The organism is Brevundimonas sp. FV1ye7S (assembly GCF_058680995.1).
The window spans coordinates 2,747,021-2,762,006 of record NZ_CM178726.1; the positions used below are offsets into that span (position 1 = coordinate 2,747,021).

17 protein-coding genes are annotated in these 14,986 nt (G+C 68.2%); 12 read left to right on the top strand and 5 right to left on the bottom strand.

The features are described from left to right. The gene (locus tag ACW18C_RS13360; protein ID WP_492071399.1) at positions 1–762 is read right to left on the bottom strand and encodes a hypothetical protein; all 762 of its coding nucleotides are present in this window, start codon (positions 760–762) and stop codon (positions 1–3) included. Positions 763–877: 115 nt separating this feature from the next. Between ACW18C_RS13360 and ACW18C_RS13365 the strand changes: the two genes are divergently transcribed. After that, entirely contained in the window at positions 878–2,449 is a 1,572-nt protein-coding gene (locus ACW18C_RS13365) for an ATP-binding protein (RefSeq protein WP_492071401.1), read from the top strand. A gap of 39 nt (positions 2,450–2,488) precedes the next feature. On the opposite strand, the gene ACW18C_RS13370 is transcribed toward ACW18C_RS13365, so the two are convergent. The 3 genes from ACW18C_RS13370 to ACW18C_RS13380 form a co-directional block, all read right to left on the bottom strand. Beyond that, positions 2,489–3,940 (bottom strand): hybrid sensor histidine kinase/response regulator, encoded by a 1,452-nt coding sequence (locus ACW18C_RS13370; RefSeq protein WP_492071403.1) that lies wholly within the window; start codon positions 3,938–3,940, stop codon positions 2,489–2,491. Positions 3,941–4,063: 123 nt separating this feature from the next. After that, complete coding sequence (locus ACW18C_RS13375) at positions 4,064–4,609, bottom strand: hypothetical protein (RefSeq protein ID WP_492071405.1); 546 nt, start codon at positions 4,607–4,609, stop codon at positions 4,064–4,066. After that, on the bottom strand, positions 4,606–4,836 hold the full coding sequence (locus ACW18C_RS13380; protein WP_492071407.1) for a hypothetical protein: 231 nt from the start codon (positions 4,834–4,836) through the stop codon (positions 4,606–4,608). The genes ACW18C_RS13375 and ACW18C_RS13380 overlap by 4 nt, the downstream gene beginning before the upstream one ends. 100 nt (positions 4,837–4,936) lie before the next feature. On the opposite strand from ACW18C_RS13380, the gene ACW18C_RS13385 reads away from it, so the two are divergent. The 11 genes from ACW18C_RS13385 to ACW18C_RS13435 all read left to right on the top strand — a co-directional run bounded on the left by ACW18C_RS13385 (position 4,937) and on the right by ACW18C_RS13435 (position 14,223). Further along, complete coding sequence (locus ACW18C_RS13385; RefSeq protein WP_492071409.1) at positions 4,937–5,920, top strand: glycosyltransferase family 9 protein; 984 nt, start codon at positions 4,937–4,939, stop codon at positions 5,918–5,920. Between the two features lie 250 nt (positions 5,921–6,170). Beyond that, complete coding sequence (locus tag ACW18C_RS13390; RefSeq protein ID WP_492071411.1) at positions 6,171–7,502, top strand: dihydroorotase; 1,332 nt, start codon at positions 6,171–6,173, stop codon at positions 7,500–7,502. Between the two features lie 68 nt (positions 7,503–7,570). Beyond that, complete coding sequence (locus ACW18C_RS13395; protein ID WP_492071413.1) at positions 7,571–8,308, top strand: prephenate dehydrogenase/arogenate dehydrogenase family protein; 738 nt, start codon at positions 7,571–7,573, stop codon at positions 8,306–8,308. A gap of 267 nt (positions 8,309–8,575) precedes the next feature. Continuing rightward, positions 8,576–9,196 (top strand): DJ-1/PfpI family protein, encoded by a 621-nt coding sequence (locus ACW18C_RS13400; RefSeq protein WP_035310407.1) that lies wholly within the window; start codon positions 8,576–8,578, stop codon positions 9,194–9,196. A gap of 141 nt (positions 9,197–9,337) precedes the next feature. Next, positions 9,338–9,769 carry a hypothetical protein gene (locus tag ACW18C_RS13405; protein ID WP_492071416.1) on the top strand — a complete coding sequence of 144 codons (432 nt, stop codon included), beginning with the start codon at positions 9,338–9,340 and terminating at the stop codon, positions 9,767–9,769. Between the two features lie 298 nt (positions 9,770–10,067). Beyond that, on the top strand, positions 10,068–10,361 hold the full coding sequence (locus tag ACW18C_RS13410) for a type II toxin-antitoxin system ParD family antitoxin (RefSeq protein WP_492071417.1): 294 nt from the start codon (positions 10,068–10,070) through the stop codon (positions 10,359–10,361). Further along, entirely contained in the window at positions 10,358–10,666 is a 309-nt protein-coding gene (locus tag ACW18C_RS13415) for a type II toxin-antitoxin system RelE/ParE family toxin (RefSeq protein WP_008263996.1), read from the top strand. Before ACW18C_RS13410 ends, ACW18C_RS13415 begins: the two co-directional genes overlap by 4 nt. Next, positions 10,663–11,412 carry a DUF72 domain-containing protein gene (locus ACW18C_RS13420; RefSeq protein ID WP_492071419.1) on the top strand — a complete coding sequence of 250 codons (750 nt, stop codon included), beginning with the start codon at positions 10,663–10,665 and terminating at the stop codon, positions 11,410–11,412. The genes ACW18C_RS13415 and ACW18C_RS13420 overlap by 4 nt, the downstream gene beginning before the upstream one ends. 86 nt (positions 11,413–11,498) lie before the next feature. Continuing rightward, positions 11,499–12,560 carry an NAD(P)-dependent alcohol dehydrogenase gene (locus ACW18C_RS13425; protein WP_492071421.1) on the top strand — a complete coding sequence of 354 codons (1,062 nt, stop codon included), beginning with the start codon at positions 11,499–11,501 and terminating at the stop codon, positions 12,558–12,560. Between the two features lie 118 nt (positions 12,561–12,678). After that, positions 12,679–13,404 carry an acetoacetyl-CoA reductase gene (gene phbB / locus ACW18C_RS13430; RefSeq protein ID WP_035310400.1) on the top strand — a complete coding sequence of 242 codons (726 nt, stop codon included), beginning with the start codon at positions 12,679–12,681 and terminating at the stop codon, positions 13,402–13,404. Positions 13,405–13,503: 99 nt separating this feature from the next. Next, entirely contained in the window at positions 13,504–14,223 is a 720-nt protein-coding gene (locus tag ACW18C_RS13435; RefSeq protein WP_230307690.1) for a DUF4908 domain-containing protein, read from the top strand. Here the strand turns inward: ACW18C_RS13435 and gloB are convergent. After that, entirely contained in the window at positions 14,213–14,941 is a 729-nt protein-coding gene (gene gloB / locus ACW18C_RS13440; protein ID WP_492071423.1) for a hydroxyacylglutathione hydrolase, read from the bottom strand. The genes ACW18C_RS13435 and gloB overlap by 11 nt on opposite strands. Positions 14,942–14,986 lie beyond the last annotated feature (45 nt).

The following is a 14,986-nucleotide window of genomic DNA, read 5'->3' on the forward strand; positions in this document are numbered from 1 at the left end:
CTACGGGACCGTATAGTCCGAACAGTCCGGCAGCGGCTGGTCCGGGCGATAGACGCCCGCCGCAGCGTCGAAGACGAAACGCCGCTGGTAGCTGCATTTCGGATCCCGTTCCGCCACCAGATCGGCCTTGGTCAGGGGAGCCTTCTCCAGCGAGTCCTCGGACCGCGAGACCCCGCGCGGAAAGGCGGTGGCGACGGTCTCATAATCCAGCATGGGCAGGGCGTCCCAGCCGCCCGCCGTCTTCAGCCTGGCGTCGAAACTGTACTCGTCATGGCAGGCGCCTGCGCGCTGCTTCATGTCCGCCTCGCTGAAACAGGCGCGGATCATCAGCGACCCCCGCAGCGGCACGGTCAGGACCGGCGCGGCCCCATACTCCCCGGCTTCAGCCGCCCCGGCTGCATCCAGACGATACAGCCGCAGTTCCGACGCCTGTCCCCCGCCGCCGGAATACATGCTGCGGGCGACCGCCTCGACCCCGGCCAGGAAACCGCCGTCCGCCAGCCGAACCAGGCCGGTCCACGGCTGATAGGTCTCGATGTCACCCGCCTCGATCTCGCCGCCCGCCGCCGGATCGCCGGCGGCCCTCACGACCGGCGCAACCACGACCTCGCCCTCCCACACCTCCTCAACCAGGCTGACGCACCAGGCGCCGTCGGCCGTGCAGGCCCGGTTGTCGGTCAGGACCAGATCCTCCAACCGATCCTCAGCAGGGACGGCGGGCGAGGTCTGGAGGGCGGCGAACAGAAACAGGGTGGCGATCATGGCTTCACCTTAACAGACGCGACATATGAGCCCAGTTGAAACAACCTCGTGCACGCAAATGCGGCCTTAACCGATCTGGCGTAGTGGCTGAATCACTTCGCGAGGAATTGCTGCAATGATCCGTTCGCCCGCCGAGGCGCTGCGCCCACCGCCGACCGATGTGGATCTGGACACCTTCTTCGACGTGTCGCTGGATCTTCTGGTCGTGCGTGAACTGGACGGGCCGGTGGTCAAGGCCAGCGCCTCCTGGTTCTCGGTCCTGGGGTATCGGCCCGATGAACTGGTCGGTCAGCTTCTGCCCAGTCTCGTGCATCCCGACGACCAGCCCGCCACACAGACGGCCATCCTGGAGGTCACGAACCGCCGCCCCGGCGACCCGGTTCTGGGTCAGACCAATCGCTATCGGCACAGGGACGGTCACTACGTCACCCTGGAATGGCGCGCCCAGAGGTTCGGCGACCGCATCTATGGCGTGGCGCGCGACGTGACGGCCAAGGTCGCCGCCGAACAGGCCCTGATCGAGGCCAAGGCCGCCGCCGAGGCCGCCAGCCGCGCCAAGTCCGACTTCCTGGCCAATATGAGCCACGAGGTGCGAACGCCCCTGAACGGGGTGATCGGCATCGTCGATGCGCTGTCCCGCACCGCCCTGGATCCCGCCCAGACCGAGATGGTCAATCTGATCCGGGCGTCCGGCGTCACCCTGGAACGGCTGGTGTCCGACATCCTCGACGTCTCCAAGATCGAGGCGGGCGAGCTGACGCTGGAGACCCGCCCCTTCGACCTCGACGAGGCCCTGGACGCGCCGCTGGACGTCATGCGTGTCCGCGCCGACGAAAAGGGCCTGAGATTCGACGTCATCCGCGACGATGAGGCGCGCGGCGTCTTCGTCGGCGACAGCACCCGCATCCGCCAGGTGATCGGCAACCTCCTGTCCAACGCGGTGAAATTCACCCACCAGGGCGGCGTCTCAGTCCGCATCGCCCTGGACGAAGACCACGACAGCCTGACCCATCTGATCGTGGACATCCAGGACACCGGCGTCGGCTTCGACGCCGAACACGCCCCCCGCCTGTTCGACCGCTTCAGCCAGGCCGACGCCACCATCACCCGGCGCTTCGGCGGCACGGGCCTGGGCCTGTCGATCTGCCGCGCCTTGGTGGAGATGATGGGGGGACGGATCACGGCCGAATCGACGCCCGGACAGGGCAGCCGCTTCAGGATCGACGTCCCTTTGGCCCGCAGCACCTCCCTGTCCGACTATGTCGCCGGCGAACGCGCCAGGGCGGCCGAGGTCCCGGCGCCGATGCACACGATCCGGGTCCTGCTGGCGGAAGATCATCCGACCAACCAGCGCGTGGTTCAGCTGATTCTGGCCGGACACCCCGTCGAACTGATCACGGTCGAGGACGGCGCCCAGGCCGTCGCCGCCTTCCAGGCCGGCAGCTTCGACGTGATCCTGATGGACATGCAGATGCCCGGCATGGACGGGCTGACCGCGACCCGCATGATCCGCGAACTGGAAGCGACGCGCGCCGCCAACATCCACACGCCGATCATCATGCTGAGCGCCAACGCCATGGCCCAGCACCGCGAGCAGGCGATCCAGGCCGGCGCCGACATCCATGTGCCCAAGCCCATCACCGCCGCCAGTCTGCTGGCGGGCATCCAGTCCGTCCTGCCGGCCTGAAGACCGCCTGAAAAACAAGCGCGCCTCGGGGCGCGCGTCTCAGGCGACGGCGGCGATCAGCGGCGGCCCGCTTCGGCGCCAGTCGCTGCTGGTCCAGCTCAGGACCATGTGGGTCAGCTCGACGATGTTGATCGGCTTGGCCATGCAGTCGTCCATGCCGGCGGCGAAATACTCGGCCTTCTGTTCCGCCAGGGTGTTGGCGGTCAGGGCGACGATGGGGGTGGCGCCGCGATGGCCCGGCAGGGCGCGGATGGCGCGGGTGGCGGCGACCCCGTCCATGACCGGCATCTGGATATCCATCAGGATCAGGTCCCAGTCGCCGGTGCGGGCGGCTTCCAGCCCCTGGGCGCCGTCCTCGGCCGTGGTGCAGGCGATGCCCTGGACCTCCAGCACCGCGACCACCAGGGCCCGGTTGCAGTCGTGATCATCGACATACAGGATCCTGGGCGTCCGCCCCGACCCTTCCGTCTCGATGGCTTCGCAGGCCCCAGAGACCTCGGCCGGAACCTCGGCCGGAACCTTCGCCCCGACCTCTGACTCGACGACGGTCAGACCGGTCGCTGCGGGCGCGGCGTCGCCTTCCGAGGCGTCCCTGCCCGACTGGTCGATCATCTCGTTGACGACCGACAGCAGGCGCTGACCGGCGTTGTTGATCCGCCCCACATGGTCGGCCTGTTCGACATTCAGACTGGACGTCGCCAACAGGTCCGAGAAGCCGATCACCGTATTCAGCGGCGTGCGCAGCTCGTGCGACATTTCGGTCAGGAAGGCCTGGCGCGCCTCGGCCATGGCGGCCTTCTGCTCGGCCGCCGCGCGGGCGTTCTGGGCCTGGACCCGCGCGGTCACGTCGCGTTCGTCCAGCAGCACGCTCATCTGGCCGGTCGCCGGGTCCGTGACCGGCCGCACGTCGAGCTGATGCCAGCGCAGCCCGTCACGCGTGACGACCTGGCAGACGTCGGTGACGGCGTTTCCGGCCAGGGCGGCGGCCAGCAGCGGCGGCGCGCGCTCCGGCTCGGCGAACCGCGCCTCGAACCCGTCGGTCGCCGTGCCGTAGGCGGCGAAGGCCGCCGGATTGGAGAAGATCGGCCGCCCCTCGGGATCGAACAGGCTGATCAGGGTCGAGGTATGGCGCAGGGCCTCGGCCGCGCGGTTCTCGTCGCCGTCCGCCGCGATGGGCGAGGCCTCGACCAGCAGCACCGGCGTCCCGTCTTCCAGAAGATAGGTCGAGATCACCGCCGCTACCGTCACCGGGTGGCCGTTGGGGTAGAAGGTCCACTGGTCGCAGACGACCGACCCGTCGGCGGTCTCGCGCGCCAGCCGTTCGACGCGCGCCACGGCCGCCGGCGACAACTGGCCGAAGCCACGGGCCAGCAGGGCCTCCAGACTGTCCGCCTCCCATAGCTCCAGCGCCGCCGGATTGGCGTAGACGCCGCGCCGGTTGACCGGATCGAACAACCATATCGGGCGACGCAGGGCGTCCCATTCGTGCATAGCTGCGGCGCCCTTTCTGGACGACGGTTATTGTAGGACGATCACTGACGGAACGCTGTTAAGAACCGGCTAAGTCGAACCTGCGGAAACCCCGTATGCGCCGCGCGTCCCAAAGCCGTCAGCTCAGGCCACGGCGTAGCGCGCCACGACCCCGTCCGACTGGAAATCATGCTCCGCCAGCTTGTCCAGCGACCGCAGCACCCGCGCCAGGAAGGCGGCGGGATCGCCCGCCTCCACCGCCGGCCGCAGCCAGTCGGTGACGACGGCGCGGGCGGGGTAGGTCCCGACCGGGCCGGGAATGCTCAGCGCCACCTCGACCCCTTCGGCGATCCAGCCGGCCACTGTGGCGAAGAAGTCCGGCGAGGCCAGGAAGTCAGACGGCCGGATGACATACAGGGTGATGACCCCGTCCTCGATCCCGTCGGGCCGCACGATCACCCCGCTGCGGTCCGGCCGCCAGTCGTCCGACAGCTCGACCACCCGCCACAGGCAGAACCAGACGCGACAGGTGTTCGGTCGGATCGCATGGACCGAGCAGCCGGCGGCCTCGACGCAATAGGCGCACAGTTCGCCGGTCGGCTTGGCCAGTTCGGGCAGGTCCAGCGGAATGGCCCGGCAGCATTCGACGCAGGCCCCGCAGGTCCGGTCGGGCAGCAGGGGCAGGCTCACTCGCCCGCCCGCTCCAGCCGGGCGATGCGGCGGTCCATGTCGGCGACCACGGCCTCCAGCCGCGTCTTCTCCGACGCCATGTCCACCGGCGTCCCGTCCTCATAGGCGATGGTCGCGCCTTGAGCGATCAGATCGAGGCGGTAGATGGCCGTCACGCGCTGGGCTCTGAACCGTTCCAGGGCGGCCTGGGCGGCGGGATCGGGGGCCGGATTGGGGGTCTTGCTCATGGCCGTGGCTCTAGCCCATCGCGTCTTCAGGGGAAACCAGCCTGTGGATACGGGCGTTTGACGCTGAACCCCGGCCAGAATCCCTGTATGAGGTCCACGGATGATCGGGCGTTTCCCCATCCTCTATATCGCCGAGGCCGACGCTGAGGACGCCGTGCTGTCCTCGGGCGTTCTGGCGCATCTGGTCGACAGCCTGCCGGAGGCCGGCTTCACCGTCGTCGGCTCGGCCGCCAGCGCCCCCCTGTTCGCCGACACCCCGCGCCTGGAACGGCTGCTGGTGCTGGAGCGCGAAGGCCGTTTCGACTGGATCGCCCTGTGGAACCAGGTGCGCGGGACCAAGTGGGGCCTGATCGTGGACATGCGCGGCTCGGACCTGTCGGGCAAGCTGCGCCGTGTGAAGCGGGCGGTGCGCGACAAGACCGCTCAGCCCGGCCTGCACGCGGTCCAGGCGGCGGCCGCAGTGCTGAAGCTGGAGCCGCATGAGGTTCCGGCCCCCCGCCTCCATGTCTCGGATCAGACGCGCGCCCAGGTCGAGGCCCTGATCCCCGTATCCGGCGGCGCCAATTCTGAAAAGGATCGGCCCATCCTGGCCATCGGCCCCGGCGTCGAATGGATGGGCCGCCGCTGGCCCGCCGAACGCTACGCCAAGGTGGCGACCAAACTGCTGGCCGACGACGGGCCGCTCGCGGGCGGCCGGCTGATGCTGGTCGGCGAGGAGATCGACCGCGAGGCGGCCCACACCATCCGCTACGCCGTGCCGCGCGCCCGCGTCATCGAACTCCAGGGCAAACTGACCCGGCTCCAGACCGTCGCGGCCCTGTCGAAAGCCAGCCTCTACGTCGGCGCCGACTCGATCTGGACCCATCTGGCCGTCGCCTCGGGCGTGCCGGTCGTTGCCGCCTTCGGCCCCTCCGACGAGGCGACGCGCGGCCCCTGGAACGGCGTCGCCGTGCGCGGCCCCCGCAGCTTCGAGGAGTTCAAGGCGCTGGACCCCCGGCTGAACCAGGCGATCCAGCACATGATGGACCTGCCGTGGGAACGGGTGCTGAAGGCGTCGGTTCGGCTGTTGAAGGAACGGGGCTGACGACAATCTCCCTCCCCGTCCGGGGAGGGGGGCCGCGCAGCGGCCGGGCGGGGGCGGCCAGGCGAAGGCGAGCGAGAGGGGGAGCGAGCCGGCGCCATCTCTAACAGACCCGCTGTGTCGCCCTGCCCGCCCCACCCGTCCTCGCCTACGGCTCGGCCACCCTCCCCGGACGGGGAGGGAGAGGTTTAGCCGTTTCGCGACCCGTGCCGCATCCGCTAGAAGCTCGCATAACCAGCCAGGAGCCGCCCCCATGACCCAGACCTATGACCTGATCGTCCGCGGCGGCGAGGTGGCCAATCACGCCGGGCGCGGCCGGGCCGACGTCGGGGTGATCGACGGCAAGATCGCCTTCATCGGCGACCTGTCCCAGGCCTCGGCGGGCGAGACCTTCGATGCGACGGGCCTGACGGTCCTGCCCGGCGTCATCGACACCCAGGTCCATTTCCGCGAACCCGGCCTGGAGTGGAAGGAAGACCTGGAGACCGGGTCACGCGCGGCGGCCCTGGGCGGGGTCGTCGCCGTGTTCGAGATGCCGAACACCAATCCCAACACCACCGACCCCGACACCATGGCCGACAAGCTGGTCCGGGCGAAGGACCGGATGTGGACCGACCACGCCTTCTATGTCGGCGGCACGCACGAGAACGCCGACTATCTGGGCGAGCTGGAGCGGCTGCCCGGCTGCTGCGGGGTCAAGGTCTTCATGGGCGCCTCGACCGGCGACCTGCTGATCGCCGACGACGAGGGGGTGCGCAAGGTCCTGTCGAACGTGCGCCGCCGCGCCACCTTCCATTCCGAGGACGAGTACCGCCTGGTCGAACGCCGCGGTCTCGCCCGCACCGGCGACTGGACCAGCCACCCCGAGGTCCGCGACGCCGAAAGCGCCATCCGCTCGACCCGTCGCCTGGTCGGCCTGGCCCAGGAGACCGGCGCCCGCATCCACGTCCTGCACGTCACGACCAAGGACGAGATGGAGTTCCTGCGCTTCCACAAGGATGTCGCCACCGTCGAGATCACGCCGCAACACCTGACCCTGGCCGCCCCCGAAGCCTATGAACGGCTGGGCGCCTACGCCCAGATGAACCCGCCGATCCGGTCGCAGGAGCATGTGGACGCCCTGTGGCTGTGGGGCATGCAGCAGGGCGTCGCCGACGTGCTGGGGTCCGACCACGCGCCCCACACCAAGGAGGAGAAGGCCAAACCCTATCCGGCCTCCCCGTCCGGCATGCCGGGGGTGCAGACCCTGGTGCCCCTGATGCTGACCCATGTGGCCCAGGGCCGGCTCAGCCTGGAGCGGTTCATCGACCTGACCTCGGCCGGCGCCCAGCGGGTGTTCGGCACGGCCAACAAGGGGCGGATGGCCGTCAGCTATGACGCCGATCTGACCATCGTCGACCTGAAGGCCAAACGCACCATCACCCATGACCAGCAGGCGTCGCGCTGCGGCTGGACCCCGTTCGACGGTTTCGAGGCGACAGGCTGGCCCATGGCCACCATCGTGCGTGGCCGGGTGGTGATGCAGGACGGCGAACTGATCGGATCGGCCCATGGACGGCCGGTGCGGTTCATGGAGACGCTGTGAGGTCGGCCTCTACACAATCCGTCACCCGCTCCACCCCCACCCCCGTCATCCTCGGGCTTGACCCGAGGATGACGGGGGAGAAGGAAAAACTCGGCCTGATCGGCTTCGGCGCCTTCGGGCGGCTGACGGCGCGGCATCTGTCGCCCTGGTTCGACATCCACGCCCATGACCCGGCCGCTACGGACGCAGACGGCCACGCCACCCTGACCGACCTGGCTGCCGCCGCCGCCTGCCCCACGATCATCCTGGCCGTCCCGGTCGAGGCCCTGGCCGCCACCCTGACCGAAATCCGCCCCCACCTGCGCCCCGACGCTCTGGTGATCGACGTCGGCTCGGTGAAGGTCAAACCCGCCCGGCTGATGGCCGAGCTCCTGCCCCCCGGCGTGCGGATCGTCGGCACCCACCCCCTGTTCGGCCCCCAGAGCGGCAAGGCCGGCATCGCCGGCCTCCGCCTCGCCGTCTGCGAAGTGCGCGGCAAACGCGACGCCCGCCGCGTCGCCGCCTTCTGCCGCCGCGCCCTGGCCCTGAAGGTGTTTCAGGTCAGCCCCGAGGATCACGACCGCGAAGCCGCCACGGTCCAGGGCCTGACCCATCTGATCGCCCGCCTGCTGCTGGCCATGGAGCCCCTGCCGACCCGTATGACCACCGCCAGTTTCGACCGCCTGATGCAGGCCGTCGACATGGTCCGCCACGACAGCCCCGCCGTCTTCCGCGCGATCGAACGCGACAACCCCTTCGCCGCCGAAGTCCGCAACCGCTTCTTCGCCCTGGCGGACGCGGCGCGGGGGGATTTGGACGCGGAATGAGGGGGGAAGCATCCGACCACGCCATGCCTCACATCAGTTGACGAGGCGTCTCGGTTCGCTGAACCTGGGCCTGGGATGGTGTAATCGAACATACCGGTCACAACCGGAGCAGCGGGTGAGAGCCCCGCTCCCTAAGTCTGCTTTGCGAACCGGCGGCGATTTCGCAAGACGACCCGAACCGGGCAACCAGAATGTCCGCTCTTGCGGCGGCCCTATAACTCGGCGACCCTGCCGTCTTCCTCATCATCTCCTAGCGCCGTGCCCGTCATGCAGATCGCCGTCCTAACCCTTGATGGTTTCAACGAGCTGGATTCCTTCATCGCAGCAGGCATCTTAAACCGGATGAAATCACAGGGCTGGGCGGCCCACATCACCTGCCCCACGCCGGAGGTCACCTCGATGGCCGGGGTGACGATTCAGCGCCAGAAGCCGCTGGAGTTCTTGGCCGACGCCGACGCGGTGCTGATTGGCAGCGGGATCAAGACCCGCGATTACGCCGCCGATCCCACGTTCCTGTCGCGCCTCCCGCTGGACCCGTCGCGCCAGCTAATCGGCGCTCAGTGCTCCGGCACGCTTCTACTGGCCAAGCTGGGGCTGATCGGCGACCTGCCCGCCTGCACCGACCTGACGACCAAGCCTTGGGTTATCGAGGCGGGCGTAAATGTCGTTGATGCGCCGTTCGCCGCGCACGGCAATGTCGCAACCGCCGGCGGTTGCCTAGCCTCGCAATACCTTGCCGCTTGGATGATTGCGCGCTTGGCGACCCTGCGTGACGCAGAAGAAGCCATTCACTACGTCGCGCCCGTCGGCGAGAAGGCTGAATACGTCCAGCGCGCGATGGCGGCGGTGACGCCGTTTTTGAACGTCGGAGAAACACGGGCTGCATAATCCATGGTCGTCCGCTTCTCACCCCTTTCACCCCTTTAAGACCTCCGCACAGTCCGCTGATCCCCAACCTTTCCAATAATTCACGCGGCAATCCAGCATCATCGCCCTACCCTACTCCAGGCTGAACGGTCGGAGGCGGGCATGGCGAAGCGGCGAGCGTTCCTGGCGGGCGTCCTGGCGGCCGGCGCCCTTTGCGGAACGGCCCTGGCTCAGGCCGCGCCGCCCATCACCAGTGGCGAGGTGGCCGGCGACTGGATGCTGAAGATCACGCCGGCCGAGCGGCAGGACCTCAACATCTCCTTTGAGTCCAAGAGCGGAAATCAGCTCGACTTTCCGTTGACCGTCACGCCCCAGCCGCGCGGCCGGCTCTCGTGCGTTCTCGACGGCGAGCCGGCCGATTGCCGCATAAGGGACGGCAAGCTGGTCGTGGTCATGGCCTCGGGCGGGGTGCGCATGACCTTCACCCTGACGGGGCGGTCGCGCGGCGGGTTCCAGGGCGATGCGAGCCTGAGGGTCCGTCTGCTCCCCATCGGCGGCCATATCGGCGCCGTGACCATGACGCGCCGATCATAAGGGCCGGCGCGCGGACGGTCGGCGCAGGCGCCACCTATCCTAATTCCGCAGACATTCTGTCGACGAAACAACCGCCTGACTGAAAAATCCCGTCGCCACCCCCCGCCCTTCCCTGCGGGCCTATACTCCCGTCGTCGGCATTGGAAGGGAGGCTCATTCAGTTGCAGACTCTGGCGCCTCGCCCTGGGTTCGAGGGCTCCGCGCAATTTCGTCCCACCCCGATTTCAGACAATTCAGACGATTCAGACACTGTTTTTTCGCCGCACCGTCTGAAATCCCCTGCGACAATTGACAAAGATTGCCAAACCCCCATTCTGACCGGACAGGAGCAGACCCCATGGCGACGATGAACATCTCCCTGCCCGACCCGATGAAGGCCTGGGTCGAGGAACAGGCCAAATCAGGCCGCTACGCCAACGCCTCGGACGTCGTCCGTGACCTGATCCGCCGCGAACAGGTCAAGGCCGAGAAGATCGCCCATATGCAGCGATTGGTGGACGAGGCGCGCGCCGGCGGGATCAGCGAAAAGACCCCACGTGAGATCTTCGAGGAAGTCCGCGCCGAATTCGAAAGACGCAAGGGCGCGGCGTGACCCGCCTGCGGCTGAGCGAAGACGCCGAAGCGGATCTGCGCCTGATTTTCTGGCAGGGCCTGGAAATGTTCGGCGCCCGCCAGACCGAAACCTATATTTCAGGCTTGGAAGACCAGTTGCAGCAGTTGCTCCTGTTCCCCGATACGGGCCGGTTGCACACGGATATCCAGCCGCCCGTCAGGGTTCAGCCCTATGGCGCTCACGTCATCATCTACGAACACATCGACGACATCGTCGCAGTCCTCCGCATCCGCAGCGCACGCGAGGACTGGACGGCCTCACCTCTGGGAAGCGACTGGCCATGACCCACCCCATCCACATCGGCGTCGGCGGCTGGACCTTCGAACCTTGGCGCGGAATCTTCTATCCCGAGGGCCTGGTGCAGAAGCGCGAGCTGGAATACGCGGCGTCGAAACTGACCAGTATCGAGATCAACGGCACCTATTATTCGACCTTCAAACCCGATAGCTGGCGCAAATGGCGTGACGAGACGCCGGACGGGTTCGTCTTCTCGGTCAAGGCCAGCCGCTATTGCACCAATCGCAAGATCCTGTCGGACGGCGGCGAGAGCTTCGACCGGTTCCTATCCCAGGGCCTGACCGAACTGGGCGACAGGCTGGGGCCGATCAACTGGCAGTTCATGGGCACGAAAAAGTTCGACCCCGAGGATTTCGAGGGCTTCCTGAAACTGCTGCCGCCCGAGAAGGACGGCCTGCGCCTGCGCCACGCCCTGGAGGTCCGCAACCCGAGCTTCGCCACCGAGCAGTTCTACGATCTGGCGCGCAAATACGGCGCGGCCATCGTCTACGCCGTCGATGACGAGGAGCCGACCTGGCCCCAGATCGACGAAGAAACGTCTGACTTCAGATATGCCCGGCTGATGTCCAGCCGCGAGGACGAGCCGACCGGCATGACCGCCGCCGAACTGTCCGCTGTCGCCGACCAGGCCAGGGCCTGGGCCGAACGCGGCGAGGTCTTCGCCTATTTCATCTCGGGGGCCAAGGTGCGGAACCCGGCGGCGGCCCAGGCGCTGATCGCCCAGTTGAAATGACGCGCGCCGCCTTGCGACCGGTCACGCCGGGCCACATCTGGCGCCCACGCCCCAAAGCCTGCCCCCAAGCCTGAAGGACCTCCCCCATGCCGATCGCCACACGCGCCTTCGCCGCGACCGCCGCCGACAAGCCCCTGACCCCCTACAGCTTCGAACGGCGCGATCCCGGCCCCGACGACGTGCTGATCGACATCAAATACTGCGGCATCTGCCATTCCGACCTGCACATGGCCCGCAGCGAGACCGGCCAGGCCCAGTACCCGCTGGTGCCCGGTCACGAGATCGCCGGCGTGGTGGCGGCCGTCGGCTCGAACGTCACCCGCTTCAAGCAAGGCGACCGCGTCGGCGTCGGCTGCATGGTCGACAGCTGCCGCGAATGTTCGTCGTGCCAGGAAGGGCTGGAGCAGTATTGCGTGCCCGGCTTCACCGGCACCTACGGCGGCAAGGACCGGAAGGGCGGCACGGCCGAGACCATCACCCAGGGCGGCTATTCCGATCACATCACCGTCGACCAGCATTTCGTCCTGTCCATCCCCGACAGCCTGCCGCTGGACGTCGCCGCCCCCCTGCTGTGCGCCGGCGTCACCACCTATTCGCCGCTGAAGACCTGGGGCGTCGGACCGGGCTCGAAGGTCGCGGTCATCGGCCTGGGCGGCCTGGGCCATATGGCGGTCAAGCTGGCGGCGGCCATGGGCGCCGAGGTCACGGTCCTGTCCACCTCGGACCGCAAGAAGGCCGACGCCGAGCGGATGGGCGCCAAGCATTTCCTGATCAACTCGGACAAGGCGGCGATGAAGGCTGCGGCCGAGAGCTTCGACCTGATCATCAACACCGTCTCGGCCACGCACGAGATCTCCAGCCAGGTCCAGCTGCTGGCCCGCGACGGCACCATGGTGATGCTGGGCCTGACCACCGAGGGCCTGCCGGTCTACGCCGTGCCCCTGCTGTGGCGTCGCCGCCGCATCGCCGGCTCGCTGATCGGCGGCGTCGCCGAGACCCAGGAGATGCTGAACTTCTGCGCCGAGCACGGCATCGCCTGCGACATCGAGACCATCGCCCCCGACCAGATCAACGCGGCCTATGAGCGGATGCTGAAATCCGACGTCCGCTACCGCTTCGTCATCGACATGGAGAAGCTGGCGGCCTGATCCGTGCGACATCAAGCCCGGTTTCCCCCGCGGAAATCGGGCTTGCCTGCGGCCGAGGCGTCGCTACACCTTTAACCACGGTCCGCAGCAGACGGACCAAAGGGACAAGGAAACGATCATGGCGCGTGTGGCATTCGTGACCGGCGGCACCCGAGGCATCGGCAGGGCGATCGTCCAGCGCCTCAGCGAGGACGGCGTTCGCGTCGCCGCCGGCTATTCCGGCAATGACGAAGCCGCCCAGGCCACGGCCAGGGCCACCGGCTGTTTCGTAGTGAAGGGCAATGTCGGCAGCTTCGAAGACTGCGCGCGCGCGGTGCAGGAGGTCGAAGCCGAGCTGGGTCCGGTCGACATCCTGGTCAACAACGCCGGCATCACCCGCGACGGCTTCTTCCACAAGATGAGCCATGACCAGTGGTCCGACGTGATCCGGGTGAACATGGACAGCGTCTTCAACACCACCCGCCAGGTCATCAACGGCATGCGCGACCGCGGCCACGGCCGGATCGTCAACATCTCTTCGATCAACGGCCAGAAGGGCCAGGTGGGCCAGACCAACTATTCCGCCGCCAAGGCCGGGATGATCGGCTTCACCAAGGCCCTGGCCCTGGAGAACGCCCGCAAGGGCGTGACCGTCAACTGCATCGCCCCCGGCTATATCGACACCGAGATGGTCGGCGCCATGGACCCCAAGGTGCTGGAATCCATCGTGGCCCAGATCCCCGTGGGCCGCCTGGGCAAGGGCGAGGAGATCGCCGACATGGTGTCCTGGCTGGTGGGCGAGCGTGCTGGATATGTCACAGGCTGCACCCTGTCTCTGAACGGCGGTCAGTACCTGGTCGGGTGAAGCCGCTTCGCCCAAAATCCGCCGCGTGACGGTTTCATCCACAGTCTCATGAAGTTGACGGAAACGGACTGGGCGAAAAAGTCGCCTCGCGTGACCGCGATGGCCCTGGCGGCCGTCGTGACCGTGGGTCTGTCCGTGGCTGCGCCTGCGGTCCTGCCTTCGGACTGCCACGCCCAGTCGCGCCGCAACCTGCCGCCCTCGGCCCGCTACGTGGCCGGCACGGGACAGGGGTTCGTGCTGGACGTGACCGGGTCGCGCCCCCTGCTGCGGTTCGACCGTTCGACCGAGATCTGGGTGCTGCGTCCCGCCCCCGCCCCGCGCGGCGACATCGTCTATCGCAACGACAACGGCGACCAGGTGCTGCGCGTCACGGCCGACGGCGGCATGACCCTGTACACCACCACGGCGCCCCAGGGCTCGCCCGTCTCGCCGTCGGGCGAGGCCGCGCCCCTGCTGGCCCCGGCCCTGACGGCCGTCCAGCTGTGGAACTACATCATCCGCCAGAGCGACCGGGCCAGCCGCGCCCTGGGCCGACTGGTGGTCGTGGACGTGGACATTCAGCCGGGCTCGGAAGCCGTGGCCGCCGACGCCCTGTCGACCGCCGTGGACGCCATCGCCCGCATGGCCCGATCACCGGCCCTGCGCCGCGAGGCGGACAAGATCCGCCGCATCGAGATCGTCGATCAGGGCCGGGGCCCCCAGGCGACCTTCTCACGCGGCGTCCTGCGCATCGTGATCATGCCGCGCGCCGGCGTGGCCGGCCGTCCGTCCTCGGCCCTGATCGTCCGCGTGGTCGCGGACGACGTTCTCAGCCGCTGAAGCCGTCCTTCGCGGCCCGCCGCGCGGCGAACTGGGCCGCATCGACCGCCGTCAGGAACGGATTGAACCGCCGCTCCGTCCCGATCGTCGTCGGCACGGTGGGCTCGCCCCGCGCCCGCGCCGCAAAGATCGCCTCGGCATGGGCCCGGGTCTCGGGCCGGTCGTCCAGGGTCAGGGTGAAACGCGCGTTCGACGCCGTATATTCGTGGGCGCACCAGACGACGGTCGCCTCGGGCCAGGCGGCCAGGGCCTGAAGACTGGCCCACATCTGCTCCGGCGTCCCCTCGAACAACCGGCCGCAGCCCAGGGCGAACAGGGTGTCGCCGACGAAGGCCAGCTGGTTCTCGACCGAGCGGAACACGACATGGCCCAGCGTATGGCCGGGCGTGGCCGTGACCTCGAACCGCGTCTCGCCGACCATCACCTCGTCGCCTTCCGCGACCACCCGGTCCAGCGGCGCGACGCGGCGCACCTCCTCCGGCCCCACGATCTCGCAGCCCGTCTCGGCCTTCAGCCGTTCGTTGCCCTCGGTGTGATCCGGGTGCCAGTGGGTGTTCAGGATCAGGTCCAGCCGCCCCCAGCCCAGGGCCTCCAGCTCTTGCAGGATTCGCTCCGCATCCGGCGTGTCCACCGCCGCGACCACGCCGGTCGCCGTATCGCGGATCAGGAAGCCGTAATTGTCGCTGCGGCACGGAAACAGGTGAACATCCAGGGTCATGACGTCATTCTAGCAGGACGGCTCCGGCGGGCCTATGGTGGACCC

What these genes read in the sequence shown, in the direction of transcription:
- ACW18C_RS13395 (WP_492071413.1), top strand. Translation starts at nt 7,571, where the DNA reads ATGACGGGGGAGAAGGAAAAACTCGGCCTGATCGGCTTCGGCGCCTTC.
- ACW18C_RS13360 (WP_492071399.1), bottom strand. Translation starts at nt 762, where the DNA reads ATGATCGCCACCCTGTTTCTGTTCGCCGCCCTCCAGACCTCGCCCGCC.
- ACW18C_RS13365 (WP_492071401.1), top strand. Translation starts at nt 878, where the DNA reads ATGATCCGTTCGCCCGCCGAGGCGCTGCGCCCACCGCCGACCGATGTG.
- ACW18C_RS13380 (WP_492071407.1), bottom strand. Translation starts at nt 4,836, where the DNA reads ATGAGCAAGACCCCCAATCCGGCCCCCGATCCCGCCGCCCAGGCCGCC.
- ACW18C_RS13385 (WP_492071409.1), top strand. Translation starts at nt 4,937, where the DNA reads ATGATCGGGCGTTTCCCCATCCTCTATATCGCCGAGGCCGACGCTGAG.
- gloB (WP_492071423.1), bottom strand. Translation starts at nt 14,941, where the DNA reads ATGACCCTGGATGTTCACCTGTTTCCGTGCCGCAGCGACAATTACGGC.
- ACW18C_RS13400 (WP_035310407.1), top strand. Translation starts at nt 8,576, where the DNA reads ATGCAGATCGCCGTCCTAACCCTTGATGGTTTCAACGAGCTGGATTCC.
- ACW18C_RS13420 (WP_492071419.1), top strand. Translation starts at nt 10,663, where the DNA reads ATGACCCACCCCATCCACATCGGCGTCGGCGGCTGGACCTTCGAACCT.
- ACW18C_RS13390 (WP_492071411.1), top strand. Translation starts at nt 6,171, where the DNA reads ATGACCCAGACCTATGACCTGATCGTCCGCGGCGGCGAGGTGGCCAAT.
- ACW18C_RS13425 (WP_492071421.1), top strand. Translation starts at nt 11,499, where the DNA reads ATGCCGATCGCCACACGCGCCTTCGCCGCGACCGCCGCCGACAAGCCC.
- ACW18C_RS13405 (WP_492071416.1), top strand. Translation starts at nt 9,338, where the DNA reads ATGGCGAAGCGGCGAGCGTTCCTGGCGGGCGTCCTGGCGGCCGGCGCC.
- phbB (WP_035310400.1), top strand. Translation starts at nt 12,679, where the DNA reads ATGGCGCGTGTGGCATTCGTGACCGGCGGCACCCGAGGCATCGGCAGG.
- ACW18C_RS13370 (WP_492071403.1), bottom strand. Translation starts at nt 3,940, where the DNA reads ATGCACGAATGGGACGCCCTGCGTCGCCCGATATGGTTGTTCGATCCG.
- ACW18C_RS13435 (WP_230307690.1), top strand. Translation starts at nt 13,504, where the DNA reads ATGGCCCTGGCGGCCGTCGTGACCGTGGGTCTGTCCGTGGCTGCGCCT.